This window comes from Gordonibacter massiliensis (ex Traore et al. 2017), from assembly GCF_019731765.1.
Taxonomy (GTDB): Bacteria; Actinomycetota; Coriobacteriia; order Coriobacteriales; family Eggerthellaceae; genus Gordonibacter; species Gordonibacter massiliensis.
Genome location: NZ_JAASIO010000004.1, coordinates 101,492 through 126,052, shown reverse-complemented (window position 1 = coordinate 126,052; position 24,561 = coordinate 101,492). Strand labels below are relative to the sequence as shown.

General features: G+C 61.5%; 15 protein-coding genes. 1 reads left to right on the top strand and 14 read right to left on the bottom strand.

What is annotated here, in order from left to right; genetic code table 11:
* Positions 1–304: 304 nt before the first annotated feature.
* Positions 305–2,827: a U32 family peptidase gene (locus tag HCH03_RS06585; protein ID WP_221688842.1), complete on the bottom strand. Its 2,523-nt coding sequence runs from the start codon at positions 2,825–2,827 to the stop codon at positions 305–307.
* 252 nt (positions 2,828–3,079) lie between these two features.
* On the opposite strand from HCH03_RS06585, the gene HCH03_RS06580 reads away from it, so the two are divergent.
* Positions 3,080–5,143 carry a penicillin-binding protein gene (locus HCH03_RS06580; RefSeq protein ID WP_246599839.1) on the top strand — a complete coding sequence of 688 codons (2,064 nt, stop codon included), beginning with the start codon at positions 3,080–3,082 and terminating at the stop codon, positions 5,141–5,143.
* Positions 5,144–5,493: 350 nt separating this feature from the next.
* Here HCH03_RS06580 and HCH03_RS06575 read toward each other — a convergent pair whose 3' ends face one another.
* The 13 genes from HCH03_RS06575 to HCH03_RS06515 form a co-directional block, all read right to left on the bottom strand.
* Entirely contained in the window at positions 5,494–5,997 is a 504-nt protein-coding gene (locus tag HCH03_RS06575; protein ID WP_080143491.1) for a hypothetical protein, read from the bottom strand.
* A 75-nt stretch (positions 5,998–6,072) separates the two neighbouring features.
* Positions 6,073–8,499: a transglycosylase domain-containing protein gene (locus HCH03_RS06570; protein ID WP_221688840.1), complete on the bottom strand. Its 2,427-nt coding sequence runs from the start codon at positions 8,497–8,499 to the stop codon at positions 6,073–6,075.
* Positions 8,500–8,846: 347 nt separating this feature from the next.
* A complete protein-coding gene (argH, locus tag HCH03_RS06565; RefSeq protein ID WP_221688839.1) occupies positions 8,847–10,235 on the bottom strand; it encodes an argininosuccinate lyase in 1,389 nt (462 codons plus the stop codon).
* Between the two features lie 99 nt (positions 10,236–10,334).
* On the bottom strand, positions 10,335–11,669 hold the full coding sequence (locus tag HCH03_RS06560; protein WP_185905743.1) for an argininosuccinate synthase: 1,335 nt from the start codon (positions 11,667–11,669) through the stop codon (positions 10,335–10,337).
* A gap of 238 nt (positions 11,670–11,907) precedes the next feature.
* Positions 11,908–12,336 (bottom strand): arginine repressor, encoded by a 429-nt coding sequence (locus HCH03_RS06555; protein WP_221688838.1) that lies wholly within the window; start codon positions 12,334–12,336, stop codon positions 11,908–11,910.
* 368 nt (positions 12,337–12,704) lie between these two features.
* Positions 12,705–13,982 (bottom strand): aminotransferase class III-fold pyridoxal phosphate-dependent enzyme, encoded by a 1,278-nt coding sequence (locus tag HCH03_RS06550; RefSeq protein ID WP_221688837.1) that lies wholly within the window; start codon positions 13,980–13,982, stop codon positions 12,705–12,707.
* A 168-nt stretch (positions 13,983–14,150) separates the two neighbouring features.
* Positions 14,151–15,134 (bottom strand): acetylglutamate kinase, encoded by a 984-nt coding sequence (gene argB, locus HCH03_RS06545; protein ID WP_080143497.1) that lies wholly within the window; start codon positions 15,132–15,134, stop codon positions 14,151–14,153.
* Positions 15,131–16,465: a bifunctional glutamate N-acetyltransferase/amino-acid acetyltransferase ArgJ gene (gene argJ, locus HCH03_RS06540; protein ID WP_221688836.1), complete on the bottom strand. Its 1,335-nt coding sequence runs from the start codon at positions 16,463–16,465 to the stop codon at positions 15,131–15,133. Before argJ ends, argB begins: the two co-directional genes overlap by 4 nt.
* A 66-nt stretch (positions 16,466–16,531) precedes the next feature.
* On the bottom strand, positions 16,532–17,602 hold the full coding sequence (gene argC / locus HCH03_RS06535) for an N-acetyl-gamma-glutamyl-phosphate reductase (RefSeq protein ID WP_221688835.1): 1,071 nt from the start codon (positions 17,600–17,602) through the stop codon (positions 16,532–16,534).
* Between the two features lie 542 nt (positions 17,603–18,144).
* Positions 18,145–19,239 (bottom strand): non-hydrolyzing UDP-N-acetylglucosamine 2-epimerase, encoded by a 1,095-nt coding sequence (wecB, locus tag HCH03_RS06530; RefSeq protein ID WP_221688834.1) that lies wholly within the window; start codon positions 19,237–19,239, stop codon positions 18,145–18,147.
* On the bottom strand, positions 19,236–20,663 hold the full coding sequence (locus HCH03_RS06525) for an oligosaccharide flippase family protein (protein ID WP_221688833.1): 1,428 nt from the start codon (positions 20,661–20,663) through the stop codon (positions 19,236–19,238). Before HCH03_RS06525 ends, wecB begins: the two co-directional genes overlap by 4 nt.
* 3 nt (positions 20,664–20,666) lie before the next feature.
* Positions 20,667–22,982: a polysaccharide pyruvyl transferase family protein gene (locus HCH03_RS06520; protein WP_221688832.1), complete on the bottom strand. Its 2,316-nt coding sequence runs from the start codon at positions 22,980–22,982 to the stop codon at positions 20,667–20,669.
* Positions 22,979–24,526, bottom strand: coding sequence for an O-antigen ligase family protein (locus HCH03_RS06515; protein WP_221688831.1), 1,548 nt, complete (start codon positions 24,524–24,526; stop codon positions 22,979–22,981). Before HCH03_RS06515 ends, HCH03_RS06520 begins: the two co-directional genes overlap by 4 nt.
* Positions 24,527–24,561 lie beyond the last annotated feature (35 nt).

The window sequence follows — 24,561 nt, the reverse complement described above, 5'->3', positions numbered from 1 at the left end:
CTTCGCCGGAACGGGCGCTCTGGAGAGCGCCCCTACGAGGGGCGAGGCGAGGTTACGAGGAGATCGGACGCGCGGTTCGCCGTGCGGGCAAGGGATCGCGGCGCTCGAGCGGGCGTCGATTGCGCTGCTCGCAGGGCGAGTTGCGAGCCGTTTCTCGCTGCTCGCCGCATAGGCCACGCACTTGCGGGGCGCCGCGCCGGGCGGGCAGCAGCCCGCCCCTACGGAAAATCTACGTGCCGCACCGGGCGGCAGCAGACCGCCCCCACGTTCGACCGGCAAGCCTCGCAAACAGCTCCGAGGAAACCTACGAGACGCCTCGGTAAAGGTGGCCGCTCGTGGTTCCGGGGGTTTTGGCGAGGGCGTTGCCGTCGCGCTGCGCCACGTCGCGGGCGCGGACGACGCGGGACACGGCGGCGTGCGTCTCTTCGACGTTCATGAGGGTGGCGTCCACCATAAGTGCGGACACACCGGCCGCGATAAGGTCGGGCACGGCAGGGACCACGTCGAGGACCACGCCGTTGTACACATGGCTGCGTCCGAGCGCGTCGGTGACCACCGGGAACTCGTAGTCCTTGCGATCTTTGAGGTAGTGCGGGCTCTTGCGGCGCGCGCATTCGTCGCAGCGCTCGTTGCACGGGCCCTGGCTCATGAGCAGGCAGTGCTCGCAGACCATGAGCTCTTGGGCGCCCATGATGGTGAGGCCGAGCGCAACGGGCGCGTTTTCCGCGAGGTCGGCCACCTGGCCCAGCGTGAGCTCGGGTGAAAGCCACACGCGCTCGACGCCCAGATCGGCCATCGTTTCGAGCGAAAGGCGATTCGTGACGGGCAGGTGCGGCCCCGCCTCGACCGCAGCCCCCAGCTCGAGGGCGCGCACGACAGCTCCCAGGTTCTCGGCGAGCACGGGCTTGCCGGGTTTCACGTAGCGCCAAGGATCGAAGCCGAGCAGCTCTTCGCGCGTGCCGGGCACCAGATCGTGGTCGACGACGGGAAGCGCCGTGACGCACTGCTTCGGGTATCCCGCCTGCTCCGCCGTGCCGGTGCGCTGACCGGCGATGACAGCCTCGCCGCGCTTGTAGTTGAGCGCGGGCACGTAGACCACGTCGGCGCCGGCGCGCTTGGCGGCGCGGGCGCACGCGGGATTGGTCGCCCATGCCGCGATGGCGCAGCCACGGCGCTCGGCGGGCGCTCGGCGGGCGCGCTCCTGAACACGCGGCAGAGCCCGGTCGCGATAGGGCGCGAGCAGGCGCGCCGCGAGGTCGTCGAGCGCCTCCGCCCGGATGCGGTGCAGCTGGGAGAACCCGATGCCCACGCCCTCGTCGAGGTCGACGTCGAGCGATGCGAGCTCGAAGGGCGTTTGCCCGAGGCGGTCGATATGCGCGCGCACGTCCTGCTCCTCCACGGCCTTCGTGCGCGCGGCTTCCACGACGTCGCCTTCGGCGGAGCCGACCACGCGGGCGGAGTCGCCCGAATCGGCAAGCGAGAACTCCATGCGCAACGGCTCGCCCCTGCGCAGCTTTACCGAGCCCGCGACAAGCACGCGCGGCGAGAGCGGATCGTCGGCGAACCCGGCAGCGGCGTTGCGCACGCGGAACACGCGGTCGCCCTTGCCTACCGCGCGCTGGGGCGCCGTGCGCACGCTTCCGTTCTTGTCGACCTCGATGGGACCGAGCGTGTGGGCGAAATGACCCTTGTTCGTCCAGAACTCCAGCACGTCGCCCTCGTGCAGCTCCTCTTCGGCCGCGATGGCCGCCACGCCGTCGCGCGCGTACGCCACGCGGCCAACGAACACGCCGCGATTGTTGGGGCGGCCGTAGCTCATGATGTCGTTGCCGCGCTGCCCCGTGAGGTACGCCGTGGTGAAGCCGCGCGAGAACGCCTCCTCGAGCGCGCGGCGCTCGTCAGCGGTGGCGCTCACGGGCTGGTTTTCCGCCTGCGGCGAAACGGGCGATCTGGAGATCGCCCCTGCGGACAACCTCGGCATCCCCCTCGTCGCGAGCACGCGATCGAGCACCGCGCGGTAGGCGGACGTGACCGCGAACACGTAGTCGGCGGATTTCATGCGTCCCTCGATCTTGAGCGAGGCGACGCCCGCCTCCACCAGTTCGGGCACCAAGTCGATGGTGCACAGGTCCTGCGGGGAGAGCAGATGGTCGCCCGGCGAGGGCAGCTCCTTGCGCTGCGCCCGGTTGCGCAGCTCGTAGGGCAACCGGCACGCCTGGGCGCAGAGGCCCCGGTTGGCGGAACGCCCCCCTATCATCGAGGACATGAAGCATTGCCCCGAATAGCACACGCACAGCGCGCCATGTGCGAACGCCTCCACCTCCATGCCGAGGTCGGACGCCGCGGACGACAGGTGCGCCACCTCCGCCAGCGACAGCTCGCGGGCGAGCGTCACGCGGCGGGCGCCCAACTTGGCGGCCGCTTCGATGCCGGCGGCGTTATGGGTGTTCATCTGCGTGGATATATGCAAGCGCGCCTGATGGAGCGTCCGCGAGAGCTCCGCGGCCAGACCGATGTCCTGCACGATGAGCGCGTCGGCACCCGCACGGTACGCCTGCCGCGCGCATTCGAGCGCCCGATCGATCTCCGAGGGCAGGATGGCGATGTTCAACGTCACGTACACGCGCACGCCGCGCAGGTGCGCGTAGTCGCAGGCGTCGGCAAGCGTTTCGAGCGTGAAATTGTCGGCGTTGCGGCGCGCGTTGAACGCGTCGAGGCCGAGATAGACGGCGTCGGCTCCGCCGGCGACCGCCGCGTGCAGCGCCTCCGCGCTTCCGGCGGGGGCGAGCAGCTCGACCGGGGCGGCCTCTTCGATGTGATGCGACATGTCATTCCTCACTGCGTATATTCTGCGGTCAGTTCAAGTTTATGCGTGCGAACAGCCGCTTTATGCTCATTTCCTTGCGCCGGGCCACCTCATTACGATTCGGCAACGGCAGTATGGTAGTATAATCCAACCATGAAAATACGGCGAAAACAGCGCGAAACGCGCACCCATGCCGCAAAGTGGCTTCTGCTCGTCGCAGCGGTGGCCCTTTGCTTCGTAGCGTACCAGGGCGTTCAAGGCGTGCTCCACGTGATGCGCGATTGGACGAACGACCTTCCCAGCCTCGCGAGCACCGACGCGTTCAACTACGCGCAGGAGTCCACCATGTACGCGGGCGACAACAGCACGCTTCTGGCCGAGTTCCAATTGGAGAAGCGCGACCCGCTCACCTCGGCGGACCAGGTGAGCCCCTATGTGCTTAAAGGCACCGTGGACACGGAGGACGTGCGCTTCTACGAGCACACCGGCGTGGACCTTCCCGGCATCGCTCGCGCCGTGTTGGTCAACATCGGCGGCGGCGCCCTCGAAGGCGCCTCGACCATCACGCAGCAGCTCATGCGCAATACCGTGCTGTCCGAAGAGGCCACCGACATCTCGTTCGAGCGCAAGATCCGCGAAGCTCAGCTCGCCATCGACTTCGAGAAAATGCACACGAAGGACGAGATCCTTCTCATGTACCTGAACACCATCAACTACGGCGACGGCTGCTACGGCATCGAGGCGGCGGCGCAGAACTACTTCCAGGTGTCCGCGCTCGACCTCACGCTCGCGCAGGCGGCGACGCTGGTGGGCATCCCGCAGTCCCCCACCTACCTCAACCCCAAGACGAATCCCGAAGCGTGCCAAACGCGTCGCAACGTGGTGCTCGACCGCATGCTCACGGCCGGCGACATCACGAAGGAAGAGCACGACGCGGCGCAAAGCGAAGAGCTGGGTTTGAACCCGGCGCCCGACGCGCCGGCCGACGGCATCTACGCGTACCCGTACTTCACGAGCTACGTGCGCAATCTCCTGCTCAACCATGGGGCGGATTACAACATGTCCGACGGAGACCTATTCGAAGGCGGCTACACCATTTATACGACCCTCGATCCCGCCATGCAAAACATGGCTGAAGAAGCTTGCGCTACGCAGCGGGCACGCATGGACGAAGATCTTGACGCGTCGCTTGTCGCGCTGGAGCCTTCTACCGGACACATCAAGGCCATGGTAGGAGGCAAGGATTTCTACGAGAACCAGGCGAACATCGCCACCGGAGAGGGCGGAACCGGACGCCAAGCCGGTTCGACGTTCAAGGCATTCGCGCTCGGCGCCGCCATCGAAGACGGCATCAACCCCAAAACGCTCATTGATTGCACAGGGCCGATGACCCTCACGGACGGAACACGTATCGAAAACTTCGATAACGCCAACTACGGCATAAGGAGCATACAGAGCGCGACGGCCGTCTCTTCGAACACCGGCTACATACGGCTCACCGAGCAGCTGACGCCCGGCAAGGTTATCAACATGGCTCAGCGCGCAGGCATAACCTCCGACCTCCCCAACGTCCTTGCCGTTACCACGGGTTCGGGCAGCGTGACGCCGCTCGAGATGGCGAGCGCCTACGGAACCTTCGCGACAGGCGGCGTCAAGCACAACCCGGTCGCCATTTCGAAGATCGTCAAAAAGAGCGGCGAGGTTGTATACGAAGCCTCGGATGAGGGCGAGCGCGTCATGAGCGAAGAGGTTGCCGGCGCGGAAACCAAAGTGCTGCGCACCGTGTTCGAGACGTCCGAGGGAACGGCCTACGGCAAGGGACCCCACAACGGGCAGCCCGTGGCGGGCAAGACGGGAACGTCGGACGATTTCGCCGATCACTGGCTCGTCGGTTACGCGCCTCAGCTTGTTTGCTCCACGTGGATAGGCAATCCGTCGGGCCATATCGAGACCGATCGCTACCTGAACTGCAACGATCTTTGGCAGGACTTTATGTCGCAGGCGCTCGAGGGCACGGAGATCGTGCCGTTCCCCGAGACGAAGGATCCTGAGTACAAGAACGCGTTCAACACGGAGCAGAAGAAGAAGTACGAGAAAGAAGAGGAGAAAGACGCCTCGAAGGCACCCAACGTGGTGGGCAAGACACTCGATGAGGCCACGGGGCTGCTTAGCGGCTACAACGCGTACGCGGCGTACGAGTACTCGGACACCGTTCCGGCCAACGTCGTGATGAGCCAGGCCGTGCAGGGATCGAACATCATCCTTACGGTATCCAAGGGGCCGAAGCCAGCCGACCCAACGCCTGACCCGACTCCGACCCCCGATACGGGAACCTGAGACGCACGACGTCACGCCCTCCTGAAACGAACGAACGCCCCGTCCACTTTGGTGTAGACGGGGCGTTCGTTTTGCGATGTGTCGAAGTGTGCGGGGAGTTGCCGATCTGCGGATTCGCGGCGGGCGACTCTGCGGGGCAAAGGGTTCTGCCCCTATCATCAACCTGCGGAAATGCGCCTTCGCCGGGCGAAGCTGTATCAAAAGGACCAGGGAGGCATGTCTGCGTTGGTCGAGCTGTAGGGCAAGGACTCTGCCCTTGCCCTACAAAAACGTCTAAATGGAACTTTTGACACAATCCCCTTGCAAACAGCACTCAAGCTGCACGGTTGCCATAGCTCCTTGAAAAGGCCCTAGTTCTTCTCGGTGGCCTTGTTGTCGCCCGACTGGAGCTTGCCGATGCCCTCGTCGTACGCGCTCTTGATGTCCGCGATACGCTGATCGTAAGTGGACCAGTCGAAGGGCTGCGCTTCGGTGGCGCTGTCGATTTCCGTGTACAGCTCGATGTAGGAGTTCAAGGCGTCTTTGAGCTTGTTCGTACCATCGACGTACTCCTGCTGGACGTCCTTCAAATCGTCGGGCACCGTAAGCTTGCCCAGTTCGTCGAGCGATTTGAAGGCGTTGTCAGCCTGCATCCTCATACCCACGACATCGCCTCGCGACACCGCATCGGTGAAGCTGGACAGCCTGCTTTGCAGGTCTTCCATGACTTGGTTCACCTGGGTCATGTACTGCCGGTTCTCAGCCTGCTGCTTCGTTGCGGCGCTTTCCTGCGACGCGCATCCGGCGAGCGCGGCAACCATCACGGCAGTCGCGCATACGACGCCGACGACCTTGATGAGCATGGAACGTTTCATGTACAACCTACTTCCCTGTCGAGTGAAGCGCCGCTCGATGCGGCGCGTAAGCTTATATGATTCCGGTTTGTCTTATTATGCCGCAAACAGCCCGAGCCCGCGCGACCAAATCGTCGGAGCAGCGAACCTGACCGCCAACGAAGCAGGAGTCGCACCGCCTCCGGTGCCTCCACCGGTTCCACCGCCGGTGCCACCGCCGCCGGTCTCACCTCCACCGGTGCCGCCGCCGGGGTTGTCGCCGCCGCCTGTTTCACCGCCGCCGGTGCCGCCGCCGGGGTTGTCGCCGGTGCCACCGCCGCCGGTCTCGCCGCCTCCCGTGCCTCCACCGGTGCCGCCGCCGGTCGTGCCACCACCACCTGGCGTATCGGTTCCGCCGGTCGTGCCGCCACCCGTGGACGAGCCGGAGCCAGTGCTGCTCGAATCGCTGGGCTTCGACTTGTCATCCGAGGAATCGCTCGAGCTCGAGCTCGACGAGTAACCGTATCCGCCCACATGGTAGGTGCTGTCGGAGAACGTCTTGTACGGAGGATCGGCGGCATCTGCGAAATCTTCGAGCGGGCGACCGGCCAGCGCCTCGTTCATGAAGTTGCTGAACACGTCGGCCGCGGTGGTATGGTTGGGCAGCGCGACCCCGACTTCCGGATCGGAAGAAGAGGGATCGCCCAGCCAAATGGACGTGGACAGCTGAGGCGTGATGCCGCAGAACGTGATGTCCATGTAGTTCTCGCTTGTTCCGGTCTTGGCAGCCACCACCTGGCCGCTGGACAGCGCCGCCTCGGGGCCGGTCGCCTCCGCGCCGGTCACCACAGTTTTCATGACTTCGGTGGCCGCATGGGCGACTTCGGGCGAGATGACCTGCTTGCTCGTCGTTTTCTTGAGGTCGCTGCCCTCTTCGGCCGTATTGTCGATGATCAGGTTTCCGTCGCCGTCGTACACCTTCAAAATGGGATTGGGATCGTTGTAGACGCCCTCGTTGGCGATGGCCGCATAGGCGCTGGCCATGTCGAGCATCGTCACGTTGTTTGTGCCGAGCGTCATGGCCGCCGTCTGGCTCAAAGGGGACGTGATGCCCATCCGCTCGGCCACCTCGGCCACCTTGTCTATGCCAACAGCCATTTGCAGCCGCACGAAACCCGTGTTCGACGATGCTTCGAAGGCGCGCGCTATGCTGCGCGTCCCGTAGTTGCGGTTGTCGATGTTCTCAAGAGGCGGTATCGTCGAACCGTAAGGAGTGTTGGGAATGGTGGCAGGCGACGTGCAGTCGAGCATCGTCTGGGGCGAGATGCCCGCCTCGAGCGCGGCGATGAGCGTAAACGTCTTAAACGACGAGCCGGTAGGCCGACCAGGCTTTAGAGGATCGCCGCCCTCGCCGGTGGCGAGGTTCACGTCGGAATCGCCGCCCACCATGGCCTTGATGTTGCCCGTAGACGGCTCGATGGACACCAAGGCTCCCTGCAATGCATCGCTGCGGGTGGCCTCGTGCAAACCCTCAACCTTTTCGTCTACCGCCGCCTCGGCCTGTTCCTGCATCGCAGGATCGAGCGTGGTGACGATCTTCCAACCACCGCCGCTCACCTCGTTGAGCGAGTACTTGTAGGGACCCTCGGGATCGGTGAGCAGGTTGCGCACGTAGCGCACGAAGTGGGGGTACTGGTAGATGCCCTCTTCGGCCGGAAGGGTTTGGTCGAGCACCAATTCCTCACTCTGGGCGGCATCGTGCTCCTCTTGGGAAATGTAGCCGTTCGACAGCATACGATCGAGCACGAGGTTTCGCCGAGACAGGCAGTTCTCGGGGTTGGCTATGGGGTTGTTGCTCGAGGGCGACTGGGGAATGCCCACGAGAGCGGCGGCCTCGGCCAACGTGAGGTCGGTCGCGTTCTTCGAGAAGTAGCGCTGCGAGGCGGCCTGTATGCCGTACGTGGCGTTGCCGTAGTTGATGGTGTTCAGATACATGCGCAATATCTCGTCTTTGGAGTACACCTCTTCGAGCTTCACGGACAGGTACATCTCGCGCACCTTGCGCTTGATGGAAATGTCGGTCATCTCGTCGGCGAGGATGGTGTTGCGCACGAACTGCTGGGTGATGGTGGATGCGCCCTCGCGACCCGAGCCGGTGAGCGTGACCACCGCAGCGCGCATGATGCCCCAGAGGTCGAAGCCACCGTGCTCGTAGAAACGCTCGTCCTCGGTGGCCACCGTGCCCTCGAGCACGTACGGGCTGATCTGGTCGAGGCTGACGGGGTCGCGGTTCTCGAGCTGGAACCGCGCCATCTGCGTGGCCTCGTCGACCGCATACATATCGGAAGGCATGGCCGTGTTGAACGACTCCGCCTTGGTGACGTCATAGTCGGTCAAGTCGCCGATCCACGAGGAGCAAGCGGCGAAAACGCCCACGCCTCCCGCGAGAATTACGGCCGCCAGAACGCAGACGACGGTGAGCAGCCCGATCTTGGGATGCTTCTTCTTGGCACTGGGCCTATTCTTTATCGAACGTGAAGCCACGTGAACACCTCCAGAAAACTTCCGCCATTGTATCATCGGGATCATGCCCCTCATGAATCAACATAAGTTTGTTGGAAAATGGTCATAACGATATAAGGGCCGATGGGAAGCCGAAAATCGAACGAATCGGAGGGGCGTTCGGAGGCTGATTCTCGAACGGATAAACGAATGTTTGAAGACCGGCCAAGGCGCGCGGCCGCATGGGAAGCGCGCCGACCGTCGGCGGCAGCGGCCGCCCGCCTGTCGGCGAGAGCGACAGAACCGGGCTTCGTCGCGACTTACGCGAGGAGCAAAAGAGCGCGCCGCCCGCACGGAGTTAGAGCGCGCGGGCGGCGCATGCGGGCGGCCTAGAGGGATGCTTCGTCGGCCTCGAGAGCGGCCTTCGCCTGCGCGAGCTGCTCGGCCACCGCGACGTGGCCGGTGCCGCCCTCGGTGGTGCGGGCGGCCACGATACTTTCCAGATCGAGGCAGTTCACAATGTCGGACTCGAACAGCTCGCTTTCCGCGCGGAAATCGTCGAGCGTCAAATCCTCCAAATCGCAGCCGCGCTGCTCGCACAGCAGCACGAGGTGCCCCACCACCTCGTGGGCCCGACGGAACGGCATGCCCTTCTTGGCCAGGTAGTCGGCCACGTCGGTGGCGGCCAGGTAGCCCTTCTTCGCCTGGGCGCGCATGCTCTCGGGCTTCACCGACATCGTCTCGATCATACCGGCCGCGCACACGAGGCAGTCCTCGAGCGTCTTGGCTGCGTCGATGGCGCCCTCCTTGTCCTCCTGCAAGTCCTTGTTGTACGCAAGGGGCAGCGCCTTCATGGTGACGAGCAGCGCCACGAGGTCGCCCACCACGCGCCCCGTCTTGCCGCGGATGAGCTCGGCGAAATCGGGGTTCTTCTTCTGCGGCATGATAGACGAGCCCGTGGAGAACGCGTCGGAGAGCTCGATGAAGTCGAACTCGGCCGTGGACCACAGCACGATCTCCTCGCACAGGCGCGACAGGTGCATGCACGACACGCTGCAGGCGTAAGACAGGTCGAGCAGGAAGTCGCGGTCGGACACGGCGTCGAGCGAGTTCGGGATGACCCGCGAGAAGCCCAGCTGCTCGGCCGTCATCTGGCGGTCGAGCGGGTACGTGGTGCCCGCGAGAGCCGCCGCGCCCAGCGGACTGGCGTCGGCGGCGCGACGGGCGGAGATCAGGCGCCCGTAGTCGCGTGTGAGCATCCACACGTAGGCCAGCATATGGTGCGCGAACAGCACCGGCTGGGCGTGCTGCAGGTGCGTGTAGCCGGGCATGATGACGTCCGGATGGGCCTCGGCCTGCGCGACGAGCGCGCGGCGCAGCGCCACGTTCGCGTGCATGAGATCCTCGCAGCGCTGCTTGGCGAACAGGCGCGTGTCGGTGGCCACCTGGTCGTTGCGGCTGCGGCCCGTGTGCAGGCGCGCGCCGGCGTCGCCGACGTCGGCGATGAGCGCGCGCTCGACGGACATGTGGATGTCCTCGTCGTTGATGTCGAAGGAGAACTCCCCCGCCTCGATGCTGTCCTGCACGCGCTCGAGCCCGCCCGCGATGGCGGCGGCGTCCTCGTCCGCGATGACGCCGGCCTTCGCCAGCATGGCCGCATGGGCTTTCGAGCCGGCGATGTCCTGCGCGAAGAGCGCTTTGTCGACCGGCAGCGACGCGCCGAAGCGCTGCGTGAACTCGCTCACGTTTTCGGTGAACCTGCCTGACCAGAGTGCCATAAATCGTCCTTTGCGTTACGGGTGGTTCTCCGCCTGCGGCGGAGCGGGCGCTCTGGAGAGCGCCCCTACAAGGGCGGAACCGTGCCTACCGGAGCGTGGTTACGCCAGGACGGCTTCGGCTTCCTTGACGACGGCTGCGGCACCCAGCGGGGTGACGTCCTCGTACTTGCCCTTCTTGAGCGGGCCTTCCTGCTTCTCGGCGTCGAAGAGCTCGGCCGGAGCGCCTTCCTGCCTGCGGTTCTTCGCCCAGGTCTTCGTGGACAGGCCGTGCAGCTCGATGAAGCCCTTGGCGGCCGCATGGTCGAACGAGTCGTCCTTGTCGTAGGTGGCCAGCGCGTAGTCGTACAGCGAGTAGGCGCTCTTCCGGCCGACGACCGTGCAGGAGCCCTTGTAGAACTTCAGCTTCACCGTGCCGGACAGGCAGCGCTGCGTGGAGGCCATGAACGCATCGATGGCTTCCTTGAGCGGGGAGAACCATTGGCCGTTGTACACCGCGGTGGCCCAAGCCTGTTCCATGCCCAGCTTGTAGTGCAGCACTTCCCGCTCGAGCACGAGATCCTCGAGCGCCTTGTGCGCCTCGATGAGGGCGAGGCCGGCCGGCACTTCGTAGCACTCGCGGCTCTTCACGCCCACGAGCCGGTTCTCGATCATGTCGATGCGCCCGTAGCCGTGCTTGCCGGCGATCTCGTTCAGCGCGTAGATGATGCCGAGGAAGCTTTTCTGGTCGCCGTTGATCATGTAGGGCAGGCCGCGCGCGAACGTGAGCTCCACGTACTCGGGCTCGTCGGGCGCCTGCATCGGGTCGTTCGTCATGGTGTAGATGTCCGCCGGCGGCTCCGTCCAGGGATCCTCGAGCACGCCGCACTCGATGGCCCGGCCCCACAGGTTGTCGTCGATGGAGTACGGCGACGCCTTCGTGGCGGGCACCTCGATGCCATGCTTCTGCGCCCACTCGATCTCCTCGGGCCGCGTGTGCAGGTCCCATTCGCGCACCGGGGCGAGGATCTCGATGTCGGGATCGAGCATGGTGATGCTCGACTCGAAGCGCACCTGGTCGTTGCCCTTGCCCGTGCAGCCGTGCGCGATGTACTTCGCGCCGAACTTGTGGGCCGCGTCCACGAGGTGCTTGGAGATGAGCGGCCGCGACAGCGCCGAGACCAGCGGGTACTTGTTCTCGTACATGGCGTTGGCGGCGAGCGCCTTGGCCAGGTACTCCTTGGCGAACACGTCGCGCATGTCCACCACGAGGCAGTCGAGCGCGCCGGACTTCAGCGCCTTCTGCTTGATCTTCTCGAGGCCCTCGTGCTCCTGCCCTACGTCGCCCACCACCGCGATGACGTCGACGCCCTTGTTCTCCTGAAGCCACTTGATGCAGCACGAGGTGTCGAGGCCGCCCGAGTACGCCAGAACCGCTTTTTCCTTTTGATCAGCCATGATGAAAACCCTTTCTTGCTTTTTGCTTTTGCTGGATGTGTGCCCGGGTCTACGATGCGGATACGGGTGCGCCTTGGATCCGCATCGCCTTCGAGGACGTGCGGATACACGGGTTCCCGTGCGCATCGCGGCTTTTCGCGATGGCGTGAGCGCCGGGCGGCTCTCACGACTTTACGCTGCTAAGCAGCCTTGGGGGAGGTGGAGGGGGAAAAGCGCCCCTCGCAAGAAAAGTAGACGACTAACGTCGTCGCAGTCGGTCGATGGCGCGCTCGACCTCGATAGCGGCCTCGGGGCTCTCGGCGGCGATCATGATCGTGTTGTCCCCGGCTACCGTGCCGAGCGCGCCGCGCAAGCTCGCTTTATCGAGCGCAGCAGAGACGCCGGCGGCTCCGCCGGAGAACGTCTTGACCACGATGAGATTGCCTGCCACGTGTACCTCTTCAACCAGTTCGGAAACCATGCGCTGGAGGCGCATTTCCTCCGGCAGCACGTAATAGCCTTCGCGGGACTTCACCAGGCCCATGTCCATGATGTCCCGAGAGATGGTGGCCTGAGTGCAGTCGTAGCCGGCGGCTTGCAGCTGATCGGCGAGATCGCGCTGCGTTTTGACATTATGCTCGCGAATGATGTCGCGGATGATGTCATGCCGTTGCTGACGTTTCCTCATGCCCTCGACTCTCTGTCCCTTGCCGGAGAACTATCACATACGGTTTCACAGCCATTCGCCGGGGTATGCAGAAAATCGCAAGTCCGGCAAAATTTATGCAGTAAATAGTAACCCATGACGCTACGTTTGAGCACAAGAATCTTCCAAAACCGCAAAAAAGCTCCGCAAACGGGAGAAGGTGGCGAGCGGATGAGCGGCTGGGATGCGGATCCCCTGTCATCCTGAGCGCAGCGAACGCAGTGAGCGTAGTCGAAGGATCCCGTGCGGCGCCAGCCGCGACGTTTCCGGCTATCGCCGCACGGGATCCTTCGACTACGCGCTTACGCGCTCCGCTCAGGATGACAACCTGAAGCTTTCGCCATCGGTGCTCAGGATGACAGGCGAGCCAGCAGCCGTGCCAAGCCTTCCACGAGCGCGTCCACGTGGCGCTCCTCGCACACGAGCGGCGGCAGGAAGCGCAGCGTGCGCGGGCCGGTGGCGTTGAGCACGAGGCCCTCGCCCAGGCCGCGCAGGACCACGTCGTTCGCGTCGATGCCCTCGGCCACGTCGGCGGCCACCATGAGGCCCAGGCCGCGCACCTCCACGACGTCGGGCAGTTCGGCGAGGCGGGCGCGCAGGTAGGCGCCCACGCGCTCGACGCGCTCGACGAAGCCCCCGTCGGCGAGCGTGCGCAGCGTGGCTTGGGCGGCCGCGACAGCCAGGTTGCTGCCGCCGAAGGTGGATCCGTGGTCACCGGGCTCGAAAGCGGCGGCCACGCTCGCGCGCGCAGCGCACATGCCGGTGGGCATGCCTGAGGCAACGCCCTTCGCGATGGTCACCACGTCGGGCACGATGCCGAAACGCTGGAACGCGAACGGAGCGCCGCAGCGGAAGACGCCGGTCTGCACCTCGTCGCATATAAGGAGCGCGCCGCGCTCCTTGGTGAGCTTGCGCGCCGCCGCGAGGAACTCAGGCGTGCACGGATGGACGCCGCCCTCGCCTTGCACGCATTCCACCATGACGGCGCAGATCTCGTCGCCGCGGGCTGCGAACAGCGCCTCGAGCGCGGCCACGTCGTTGAGCGGCGTGTGCGCGAAGCCGTCGGGCAGCGGCTGGAACGCCTCCTGCTTGGCGGGCTGGGCCGTGGCGGCCAACGTGGCCATGGTGCGGCCGTGGAAGCTGCGGTCGAGCGTGACGATGACGCGCGGCGCGGCGGCCGCGGCGGCGCGGGCCTCGTCCTCGCCGGCACCGGCAGCGAGCGCCCGAGCCTCCGCGCGCTTGCGAGCATGCAGGCGGGCGAGCTTGATGGCGCACTCGTTGGCCTCGGCGCCCGAGTTCGCGAAGAAGCTCTGCCACGCCTCCGCATCTGCAGGCGCGCCGGCGTTGAGCAGGTCGGAAAGGCGATGCGCCACTTCCCCGCGGCCTTCTATGTAATAGTAGTTGCTCACGTGGATGAGGCGCTCCGCCTGGCTTTGCAGCGCGCCGACGACGGCCGGATGGCAATGGCCCAGGCTGATGACGCCGATGCCGGCGATGAAGTCGAGGTAGGTGTTGCCCTGGTCGTCGACGAGCTCCATGCCCTCGCCGCGCACGAACTCGACGGGCTTGCGCCCGAACGTGTGCATGACGTAGGTCGCTTCCAGGTTCTGCTGTTCTTCGAGGCTCATATCGCTGGCATCCCTTTCGGTTGCGGCGGGCTGGGTTTTCCGGCTGCGCCGGAACGGGCGCTCTGGAGAGCGCCTCTACGGAGGTTGACGATCATGCGGGCCGGCGTTCCGGTTGCGGGGCGAAGGGCGAACGGGCCGCCGCCCGTTCGCCCGCTGGCTCCGCAACCGCTACGATTGCGGATGCTGGGCTTCGCGCAGGGCCTGCTCGCGGTTCTCCAGCAGCTTGGAGGCGAAGTTGCCCAGGGGGTGCGTGTCGAGCTTGCAGGCCTCCTCTGTGGAGTGCATGGTGGTGCCGACGCCCGTGCTGGTGAGCAGCTCCAACAGCAGCGAGTGCGGCGTGGTGCCGTTCAGGATGTGCGCGCGGAACACGCCCGACTCCAGCGCGTGCACGCACGACTTCAGCTTGGGGATCATGCCCGTGGACACCACGTTGTTCTCTATCATGTACTGGGCCTCGAACAGCGTGAGGTTCGAGATGAGCGTGTCCTTTTCCGCGAAGTTCTCGTACAGGCCGTCCACGTCGGTGAGGAACACCACCTTGTGCGCGCCGATGGCGGCGGCGATGTGCCCTGCCACCATGTCGGCGTTCACGTTGTAGAAGCCGCCGTCCTCGCCGAGGGCGACCGACGCCACAACGGGGATGTAGTCGCCGGCCACGAGGTCGTCCAGAAGCGGGCGGTTGATGCGCGTGATGCGGCCCACGCGCCCGAGGTCGGGGCTGGCCTGCTCCGCCACGATGACGCCCGCGTCCGCGCCGCTCACGCCCACGGCGAAGTTGCCGTGCTCGTTGAGCGCCTCCACGAGCTCGGTGTTCACCTTGCCCATGAGCACCGTGCGCACCAGGTCCATGGCCTCGGGCGTGGTGACGCGCTGGCCGTCCTTGAACTCCACGGGGAACTGCATGAGGTCCATGGCCTGGGTGATGGCCTTGCCGCCGCCGTGCACGATGACGGGGTTCACGCCGACGATCTTCAGCAGCACGATGTCGTTCATGACGTCGGCGCGCAGCTGCTCGTCCACCATGGCCGAACCGCCGTACTTGATGACGACGGTCTTGCCGGTGATGTTCTTGATCCAGGGAAGCGCCTCGACGAGCACTTCCGCCGCTTTGTGCGATACGCCCTTGGGGCGCGTGTCCTTTGCGTACTTCATGAGCGATAATCTCCGTTGATCGTGACGTAGTCGTGGCTGAAGTCGCACGTCCATACCGTCGTGGCTGCATCGCCGGCGCCGAGGTCGACGTCGATGACGATTTCGGGGTTCTCGAAACGCCGCAGCGCCTCGTCCTCGTCGAACGGCACCGTGAGCCCGCCCCGGCACACGGGCATGCCCATGATGTCGATGGCGGCGTCCTGCTGGCGGAAGGCAGCGCCCGACTTGCCGATGGCCATGGCCACGCGGCCCCAGTTGGCGTCGTGGCCGTACACGGCCGTCTTGACGAGCGGCGAGTTCGCGACGGCGCGCGCGGCGGCGTCGGCATCGGCCAGCGTGGCGGCGCCCGTCACGTTCACGGTGACGAGGCGCGTGGCCCCCTCGCCGTCGGCGGCCATCTGCCGCGCGAGGTTCTGGCACACGTCGCCGAGCGCCTGCTCGAACGCCGCGAAGGCGGGCGTGCCGGGCGCGAAGGGCTCGGCTCCGGCCGGAGCGGCCGCGCCGCTGGCGAACAGGAAGCACGAGTCGTTCGTGGACGTGTCGGAGTCGACCGTGACCTTGTTGAAGCTGGTGCCCGCCGCGCGCGCGAGGGCTTTGTGCAGGTCGTGCGGCAGCACGGGCGCATCGGTGGTGACGACGGCGATCATCGTGGCCATGTTCGGCATGATCATGCCCGAGCCCTTCGCCATGCCCCCCACGGAGAACGTGCAGCCGGCATAACCGATGTCCGCGCCGTCGAAGGAGGCGGCCGCCTCTTTGGGAAGCGTGTCGGTGGTCATGATGGCGCGCGCCGCATCCGCGCCGCCGTCGGGCGAGAGCGCCGCAGCGGCTGCCGGAACGCCGGTTTCGAAGGGCTCGAGCGGCAGGTGCTCGCCGATGACCCCGGTGGAGGCCACGAGCACCTCGTCGGCGGGACAGCCCACTGCGTCGCCCACGATGCGGGCCGTGGCGCGTGCGGTTTCCAAACCGCGCTCCCCCGTGGCCGCGTTCGCGTTGCCGGAGTTCACCACCACGACGCGGGCCGTGCCGTAAGCGGGCTCGCCCGGCTGGTCGGCACCCAGCTGCGCGCGCGACACCGTCACGGGGGCGGCGCAGAACACGTTGCGCGTGAACACCGCCGCGCAGGCGCACGGCTCGTCGGCCGCCACGAGCGCCAGGTCGAGGCGCGAGGGGTCTTTGCGGAAGCCCGCATGGACGCCGACGGCTCGGAAGCCGCGGGCACGCGTCACGCCGCCCGGCTCGGAGGCCGGCGGGGCGTCGGCGGAGGACGGCGGACGCAGCGGGGCGAAGCCCGCAGCGGGATCGCCGGATGCTTGCACGCTGTTGGTCATGGATGCCTCTTTCTCGTGAAGCGGCGCCGAGGCGTCGCGGAAACTGCTTGCGCTTGGAGGGCCGCGCTACATGGGCACGGCAACGGGATCGAGCCCTCGTCGCTCGGGCAGGCCGCACACGATGTTCGCGCACTGCACCGCTTGGCCGGCCGCGCCCTTGCCCAGGTTGTCGATGGCGCACACGGCGATGAGCATGCGCGCGGCCGCGTTCACGGCGAGACCGACGTGGGCGTTGTTCGTTCCCGCCACCGAGGAGGTCTTCGGCATGGAACCGGCATCGAGCACGTGCACGAACGCGCTGTCGCGGTAGAAGTCGCGATACAGTTCCACATAGGCGGCGGCGTCGACCGGTGCGTCGGGCGCGAGCGGCACGTTCACCGTGGAGAGCAGCCCCCGGTTGAGCGGAGCGAGGTGCGGCGTGAACACGAGGCGGTCCTGCCCCGCGATGCCGAGGATCTGCTCAATCTCGGGCGTGTGGCGGTGCGTGCCCACGCCGTAGGCTTCCAGGTTCTCGTCGGCGAAGCAGAAGTGCGTGCGCGCCGTGGCCTTCTTGCCTGCGCCCGTGACGCCCGAGATGGCGTCCGCCACCACGACGCCGTCCGTAGCCGCGAGGCCCGCGCGGATCGCGGGCGCCGCCGCAAGCGACGTGGCCGTAGGATAGCAGCCAGCGCAAGCGACAAGCGCGGGTTCGCCGGCGGTGCGGGCTTGGGCTGCGCGCTCGAGATCGGCGCGGAACAGCTCGGGAAGGCCGAATGCGGCGCGGGACAGCAGATCGGTTGCCGTGTGTGGGGTGTTGTACCACTGCTCGTAGACGGCGGGGTCCTTCAGGCGGAAGTCGGCCGAGAGGTCCACGACGGTGGCGCCGCCCGCCACGAGACGCGGCGCCATGGCGAGCGCCGCCGTGTGGGGCACGGCCAGGAACACGAGCTCGCACGCGTCGAGCGAGGGATCGTCATGCGCGGCGAATGCGAGGTCGGTGGCGCCGGTGAAGCCGGGGTACTCAGCGGCCACGGGCGTGCCCGCCAGTTCGTTGGACGTGACGGCGGCCAAGTCGAGGTCGGGATGGCGCAGCACGAGGCGCACCAGTTCGATGCCGGCGAATCCCGCAGCGCCCACGATACCCGTCTTGATAGCCATGTCGATCCCTCGCTTGCCGTCGCGCCGAGCCGAACTCGGCTTGCCGAGGCGCAGAAACCTCAAAATCGTGCATCTGCACAAAAATACGCCGCAGCATCGTTGCGCTCCATCGTAAAAAAGAACGGCACGTTTGGCAAGGCGGGAAATGAAATAGTTACAGGAAATGAACCGCCCTCTCTCTCTTGAATTCGGGGGGCAGTTCGTATTCCTTAGCGAACGAATGCCTCAGGCTATTTGGAGATAGCAGAAATGACAGCTTCGTAATCGATCTAGCTCTATTATCTATGCGCCTATCTGCAGGCCATGCCTTTTCGATGCGCATCCGCTATCGCGCCACAGGAAGAACCTGTGGATTTCCTCAGCCATTAAAGCTCTCGATGAATTCAGCGATACGCAGACGTCATTTGAAGGTGTGGTGGCGTTCCTGCCCGCCTTATCGGAAAAACGGCGCACGCGAGCCTAAAGTGCTCGGACAGTATCTTGCCTCTATCTTCGTCCCTATAGCTACAATTCAAATTGAAACGCTATGGGAAGGCGCTCCGCTATTTCGCAAGTATGCGTGCGATGCGTTCGCTCGCGTGTCCGTCGCCGTAGGGGTTTGAGGCATGCGACATCGCCTTGTACTCTGCCGGGTCGTCGAGTAGGCGCGAGAACTCTCGATAGATGGTCGGCTCCTCGGTGCCGACGAGCCGAAGCGTTCCCGCTTCCACACCCTCGGGGCGCTCGGTAGTGTCGCGCATTACAAGTACGGGCTTGCCGAGAGAGGGGGCCTCCTCCTGGATGCCGCCAGAATCGGTGAGGATGAGATGCGACCTAGCCATAAAATTGTGAAAGTCCACAACCTCAAGCGGGTCGATGATATGCAGCCGGTCAAAGCCGTCCAGCTCCTCATGTGCCGCTTTACGGACCTGCGGGTTCATATGGATAGGGTAGATTGCCTTAGTGTCCGGCCTCTCCTCCATCACACGTCGAATGGCACGGAACATGCGATGCATAGGCTCGCCAAGGTTCTCGCGACGATGCGCCGTGATAAGGATGAGGCGAGAGCCCTCTGCCCAGCCAAGCTCAGGATCAGAATAGCTTTCGCGCACTGTCGTCCTTAGCGCATCGATACCGGTGTTGCCAGTAACGAAGATACGGTCGCCAGGCTTGGCCTCGTCGAGCAGGTTCTGACGGCTGGTCTCCGTAGGTGCAAAATACCAGCTACTGATGACGTCCACTGCCTGACGATTGAACTCCTCGGGCCAAGGCGAGTAAAGGTTACGAGTGCGAAGTCCAGCCTCCACGTGCCCTACCGGGATCTGCAGGTAAAATGCCGCGAGGGCGGCAGCAAACGAGGTCGTCGTATCGCCGTGCACGAGTACGACATCCGGTCGTTCATCCGCGAGAACAGATTTGATTTTCGACATCACGCCGCTCGTGATGTCGAACAGCGTCTGCCCCGGTCTCATGACATGGAGATCGTAATCCGGCTTCACACCAAACACGCCGAGCACCTGGTCGAGCATTTCACGGTGCTGCCCCGTGACACACACGACCGTCTCGAAATCTTCAGGTCGGGACCTCAGTTCGTTCGCAAGTGGACACATCTTGATGGCCTCCGGACGGGTGCCGAAGACGAGCATCGCCTTGTTCATCGCTTCGCCTTCCTCTTTGTATTCAACTGATTTGGAAGCCTTGAACTAACAACGTTCAGAACCAAGCCGAATGCCTTTCTGTTCAAGAATGCTACGGCGAGCAGCACTGAAAACGACACAAGTACGCCCACTAAACCCAGATGAGCCATAGACAGTGCGGAAATGATGAGCAAGACAGAGCAGCAAACCTGTTCGCGCCTGCAACGCGGAAAAGCAAAGAATTTTGCCGTATGAACATCCCTGACAACGTAGATGAGCACGTAACTTGCAAGTGCAGATATCGCGGCTCCGTCAATGCCGTAAAGAGGAACTAAAACGCAGCATAAGCTAACATTGACCGCAGCGCCAATCACGGCAGAGAAGAACAACATTCTCGTTTTCATCGCTGACGTGTATACCGAACCCAGAAATTCATCCATGGAGTGGAAGTAAACGGCAATAGTGAGTAGAGGCACGTACCTCCACGCTTCCTGAAAATCAGATGCATACATTATTGACGCGATTGGCTGGACAAAAAGTATGAGACCTGCCGTCAGCGTAGAAGCAAAGGCGATCAATCCTTGCAGAATGTGAGCATAAAAATTCTTGGACTCTATCGAACCGAATCCTTTCACCGCCGAGATTCGCCAAGCCGTCATAAAAATCCCGCAGAGCGCGTAGATGATTGCCGGGATCTTTTGAGCAGCTGAATAGATGCCAGATTCCGATATCCCACAAAATAGCACGACGGAATACAGGCCAGCTGAATTGCTTATCCACCAACTGATGCTATTCGGAATCATTGGGGCAGAATACGAGATGAGTTCCTTGACCAGCGCGCCTTTGATACTGCAAGGCCGCAAATACCGCCAGCCTTTAACCACAATAAAAAGAACAGCTGCGGAAAGAGTGAAGGAGATAGCGTAGGCAGAAATGTAGCCAGCGAGGCCAAGGTCGAAGACGACAAGAAATAGGATGTTCAAAGCTACTGTCAACACGGTGTTCAGCACGCCGCAGAAAGAATAGGCAGCTATCGCTTCAATTCCCCTGGCAAAATAGGACACCGTCGCGTAAATCGCATAGCCGATGTAATACACCATGAAGAGCGGATAGCATTCGGCGATCGCCTCGATATTGTTAGCGAAGGGAGCGATTGCGGCAAGTATGAAGAATCCTGCGAACGTAATGATAATGCTGACGGTGAAGATGCCGGCTTTGTCTGAATCATCCTCCAGACAGTACCTCAGCAGGCCTTCGCAGATTGTAAGCGTAAGCACTTGGAACACGAGCAATGACGTTGTAGTGATAATGTCGGCGAGTCCGTATTGCCCGGTCGTCAACAAAGCCGTATAGAGAGGGACGCAAAGGAATGTCAGCAGCTTTGACGAGAAGCTCCCTATGCCAATGAGCACTGTATCTTTAGCAAGCCGCCTGTATCTACTCATTGTCTACCTGCGAAAAGAGCGCTTGGCCTTCCTGATTGATTTTTGAATCCTTCGTTCGGGACACCAACGTTTTTCCAGCTCCTTTAACGACTTAGCAGGATCTTTCAACTCCGAGACAAGGGCATCCTTATGCACGGGCTTGGAACGGTTCTTGAGTTGCTGCACCGTTAGATAGTCCGAGATATCCTGCAGCTCACAGTGGGACGTCCTAGTCCGCGAGAGGCGCTCTACGGCTTTTTCACCTTTCTCGGTGAAAACAACGACCATCGAAACGCCCTCCTGGTTGTCGGAGAAGCGCTTTCCCCAGTAATCGCCAACGCGTATATCCGCAGCGGAAGATCTCCTCCAGAGGCACTCATAGCAAGAATCCATATAGCAGTTGCCTTGGTTAAAAAATGAATAAAATGGGGCTTCGTTGGATTTAAGAGATTGTTTTCTGCTTGTGCCGATGATACTCATGCACCTGTCCTGCCACGAGCCTGACTCTTTATCACGAAATAGAACTTTTAGGAGTTCATCTTGCGATTCAGATAGCGACATGAACTCGTTGATCGTCTTTCTGTAAAGATGCGCCGAAGGCACCCCGTGACAGATGAGGTCCACGAGTAGATATCTCTCTTCCTCGCCCTTGAGAACAAGGATATTTCGCAGCGCAGCGATTTGACAAGGGGTACCGAACACAACCTGAAAACCGCTGTGCCTTAGCGTTTGAAATGCCATCGTGAAGTTGCTTTGGATGTATTTCGATCCCTGGAATGCCTCCGGCAATCCTTCATCGAAAGAGATGGTATTATGAGCAGCCCCACAACAGCCCTCCTCCAAGGCGCACCCCGTCACTTCGCACCCGTGCGCAAGGGCCTCAATTGTAAGATCGTTTGAAATACCACCCGAAGCGCTTCGCTTAAGCGCCGCCGAATCTGCGGTGACGTATGAGAACATTTTTGCTCTCTCGATGTCTGCACCCTGCCGATTTGAGAAAGGACACACTTTGACGCAGATACCGCACTCGATACATTTGTTTCGATTAATGAAAGCCTCGAAAAAGCCATTCTCGTTTTCATGAAGGTGAAGGGCTTTCGCAGGGCATACCGATACGCAGGCCCCGCAACCGCAACATGTCATCGTCGGCGGAAATGAGGCCAACTCGCTGGTATAAACATGATCGGATATTTCTTCAATCGATTTCGATAAAAACGCCTTTGAGGCGCATCTTGCGCTTTCGATTCTCCTGTCCACTTCATTCCAATCGATTGCACTGACAGGCTTCCGAACTTTCGACTGTACGTCATGCAAAACGCTGTCACCCAATCCTGCTATTGCAAGTATGTTGCTGATACGCGAGTTTTGATTTGTACTGCTGGAGTCGGAGAACCGCTTGTACACATGCAAATCCTTATGAAAGAGCAGCGAGAACATCGTCCCATGGAAAGAGTCCGTGAACACGGCATTAGATCCAGCGATGAGTGAAAGGAATTCGATTGGCCCGACGCCGTAACAGAGCTCTACGCCACGTGTGGCATCCTTCTTGAACACGGGGATACCCAGCAGGCGCAACTTGTTTTCCTTCGCTATTCTTTGCGCATCTTCCCATTTGCGTCTGTCATCACTAAGAAAATAGCAGACAGCATACGGATTCTTCGCATCCTTCGAGTTGCCTATCGAGAATCGTTCGAGCCACTCCTCCCCCGTGAGAAGAGCCGTCGGATCAAGGACAACCGTCGGCCGAACGCCCAGGAGAGACTCTAGGATTTCCGCACCACGCTGCTCGCGAATAGAGAGATGGGCAATCCTGCCAGCTAGCCTTGCAACTTGTTGCCCTATCGCTTTATCGCGTATTTCCGGCAGGCCAATACTTGGCGCATATGCTAAGGTTCTTGCCGGATCCTTTGCGAAATCCAAATAGTAGCGAGGATTGAAGCTGGTAGGAGCCCAAATCTGATCGCTACCGCACGCCAAAATTTCATACTCTTCGTTTAATTCATAGAAATCAGAAGCTAATACGCATCTTTTCGTGTAGCGTAGATGCATCTTTCCGAACTCGTGAAAGGCTTCATCGCGAGCCTTGTCTTCGTACTGTGGGTACACGAAATTTGCGAAAAACCCATTTTGGCCTGCATAATGCTGCTTGAGGAGCCTCCTAGCATGATATTTTACATACCCTGTCGCCCCTGAAAACTCGTTTCGCTGAAAATCCCTCGGATCATAGTCCACTAAAAACGAAGTCACGTTGTTCTGCAGGAAAGCTTCCTGCAGCGCATAAGCCTGCAGCAAAGAGCCGTAGTTTTTGTAAGTGTGCCATGTCATTACTGCAGCTTTCATTTATATTGCCGTTCTCTCAAACGAAATCCGCCCTCGGCGCTTCCAATTGTTTGCGCTGTTCCTGCCCTACAGGGGATAGCTTTGAACACTTCTCCAGAAGTGGAATTGATATCGGATAATCGCGATGCGTCTTTCGCTTCTGCACTAATCGAACCAAGCAGAAACATAAAAGGAATGATGCACTGCGGCGCAAAAGTGTTGTCCTGAAGCAGCGAAACAGCTAGCAAAATGATAGGTAGCGAAAATAGCGCCGCACCCTTACTGGAAGGCAGAATGCTTCTACTTGTCTTGCAAAACGCGATCATAGTGAGCAGAAGAAGAAGAACTCCTGGGATTCCGATTTGATACATAAACGACATCAGCGCGGACTCTTCGCCGGTTGAAAGCCATTCGCCCAATGCCGAATTGAAAGCATAGGCAGCGTTTCCTCCACTGCCAAGACCATGCCCAACCGGACGCGAAATTACATTTTCCCACGTATTGATTACCGCCCAAAAATGAGGCCTCACAGCCCCACCGACAAACAGAAAATACAATATTGCCGCTAGAGAAGCTCCAGTTAGTATTATCCCCAAAATAACAAGAGGGCGCCTTAAACCATGCTCGTCGGTTTTTCGTTTTGTGCTTGATTTGTAGAACAACAAGAACAAGACAAATACGCCAGCCACCATCCAGCCGCCCTTACCGAAAGTCAAGAATAGACCCAGAGCAACAATCAATAGCGCCAAGTATTTCGGTACCCCCTTCTTCCAAGTCAACCCGATGCATATCAGGCCAGCAGATAACAAATACGCTAGATTTACCGGCTCATAGTACGTCGACATCATTCTGACGACATTATGAATTCCATCAACCGAGGTAACGAATCGATGACCCCATTCTGTTGTGAGTGAAATAGGAGATTGCTTCGCAATGTAGACCTCAGAAAGTCCCATATTCATCCAGAAGGCAACATCCTGGGTCATCAAAACTATGCCAGCTACCGAAACAATTACGCAGCATATGCCAAATTGGAAATAGAATCGTTCCCGCTCGGAATCTTCCTTAAGGTATTCTCTTGCTATGCAGAATGCCATGAAAAAAACCGTTGCGTTACGAACACTAACCAAACGTGCCGCTAGAGACCCTACTCCAAGAAGAAACATGACGGCAATCCAAATAGCAAGTAGAATAAAATACTTATTAATCCTATCGACCATGGGCTTATTCATGCGATCCAAAATGACCGAAACAAATAAAACGCCAGTCACCGCAAAAGGAATTTGCGTAAGCCAGATCAAATCGCCGGAATCATTGCCTGAAACATGAGCGCCGACGCCAATCATTAGATTCTGGAGTGACAGCAGCCACACGATCAGGATCGGCGCATTTGCCTTCTCTTTCCAACCCATTGAAGCGTAAAGAGTAGAAATCAACAGGGCAATACCAAGACATGCTATCTCCTGATGCATAAACGCTCCGAAAAGCAAACATAGCGTTAAGGCGATGAGCCATGGCACGATATTAAGAAATGATGATTTGTCCTGAATGCCGGAAATAGTCACAGCGCAACTCCTTCCTCTTGGGCAATCAGTGATAA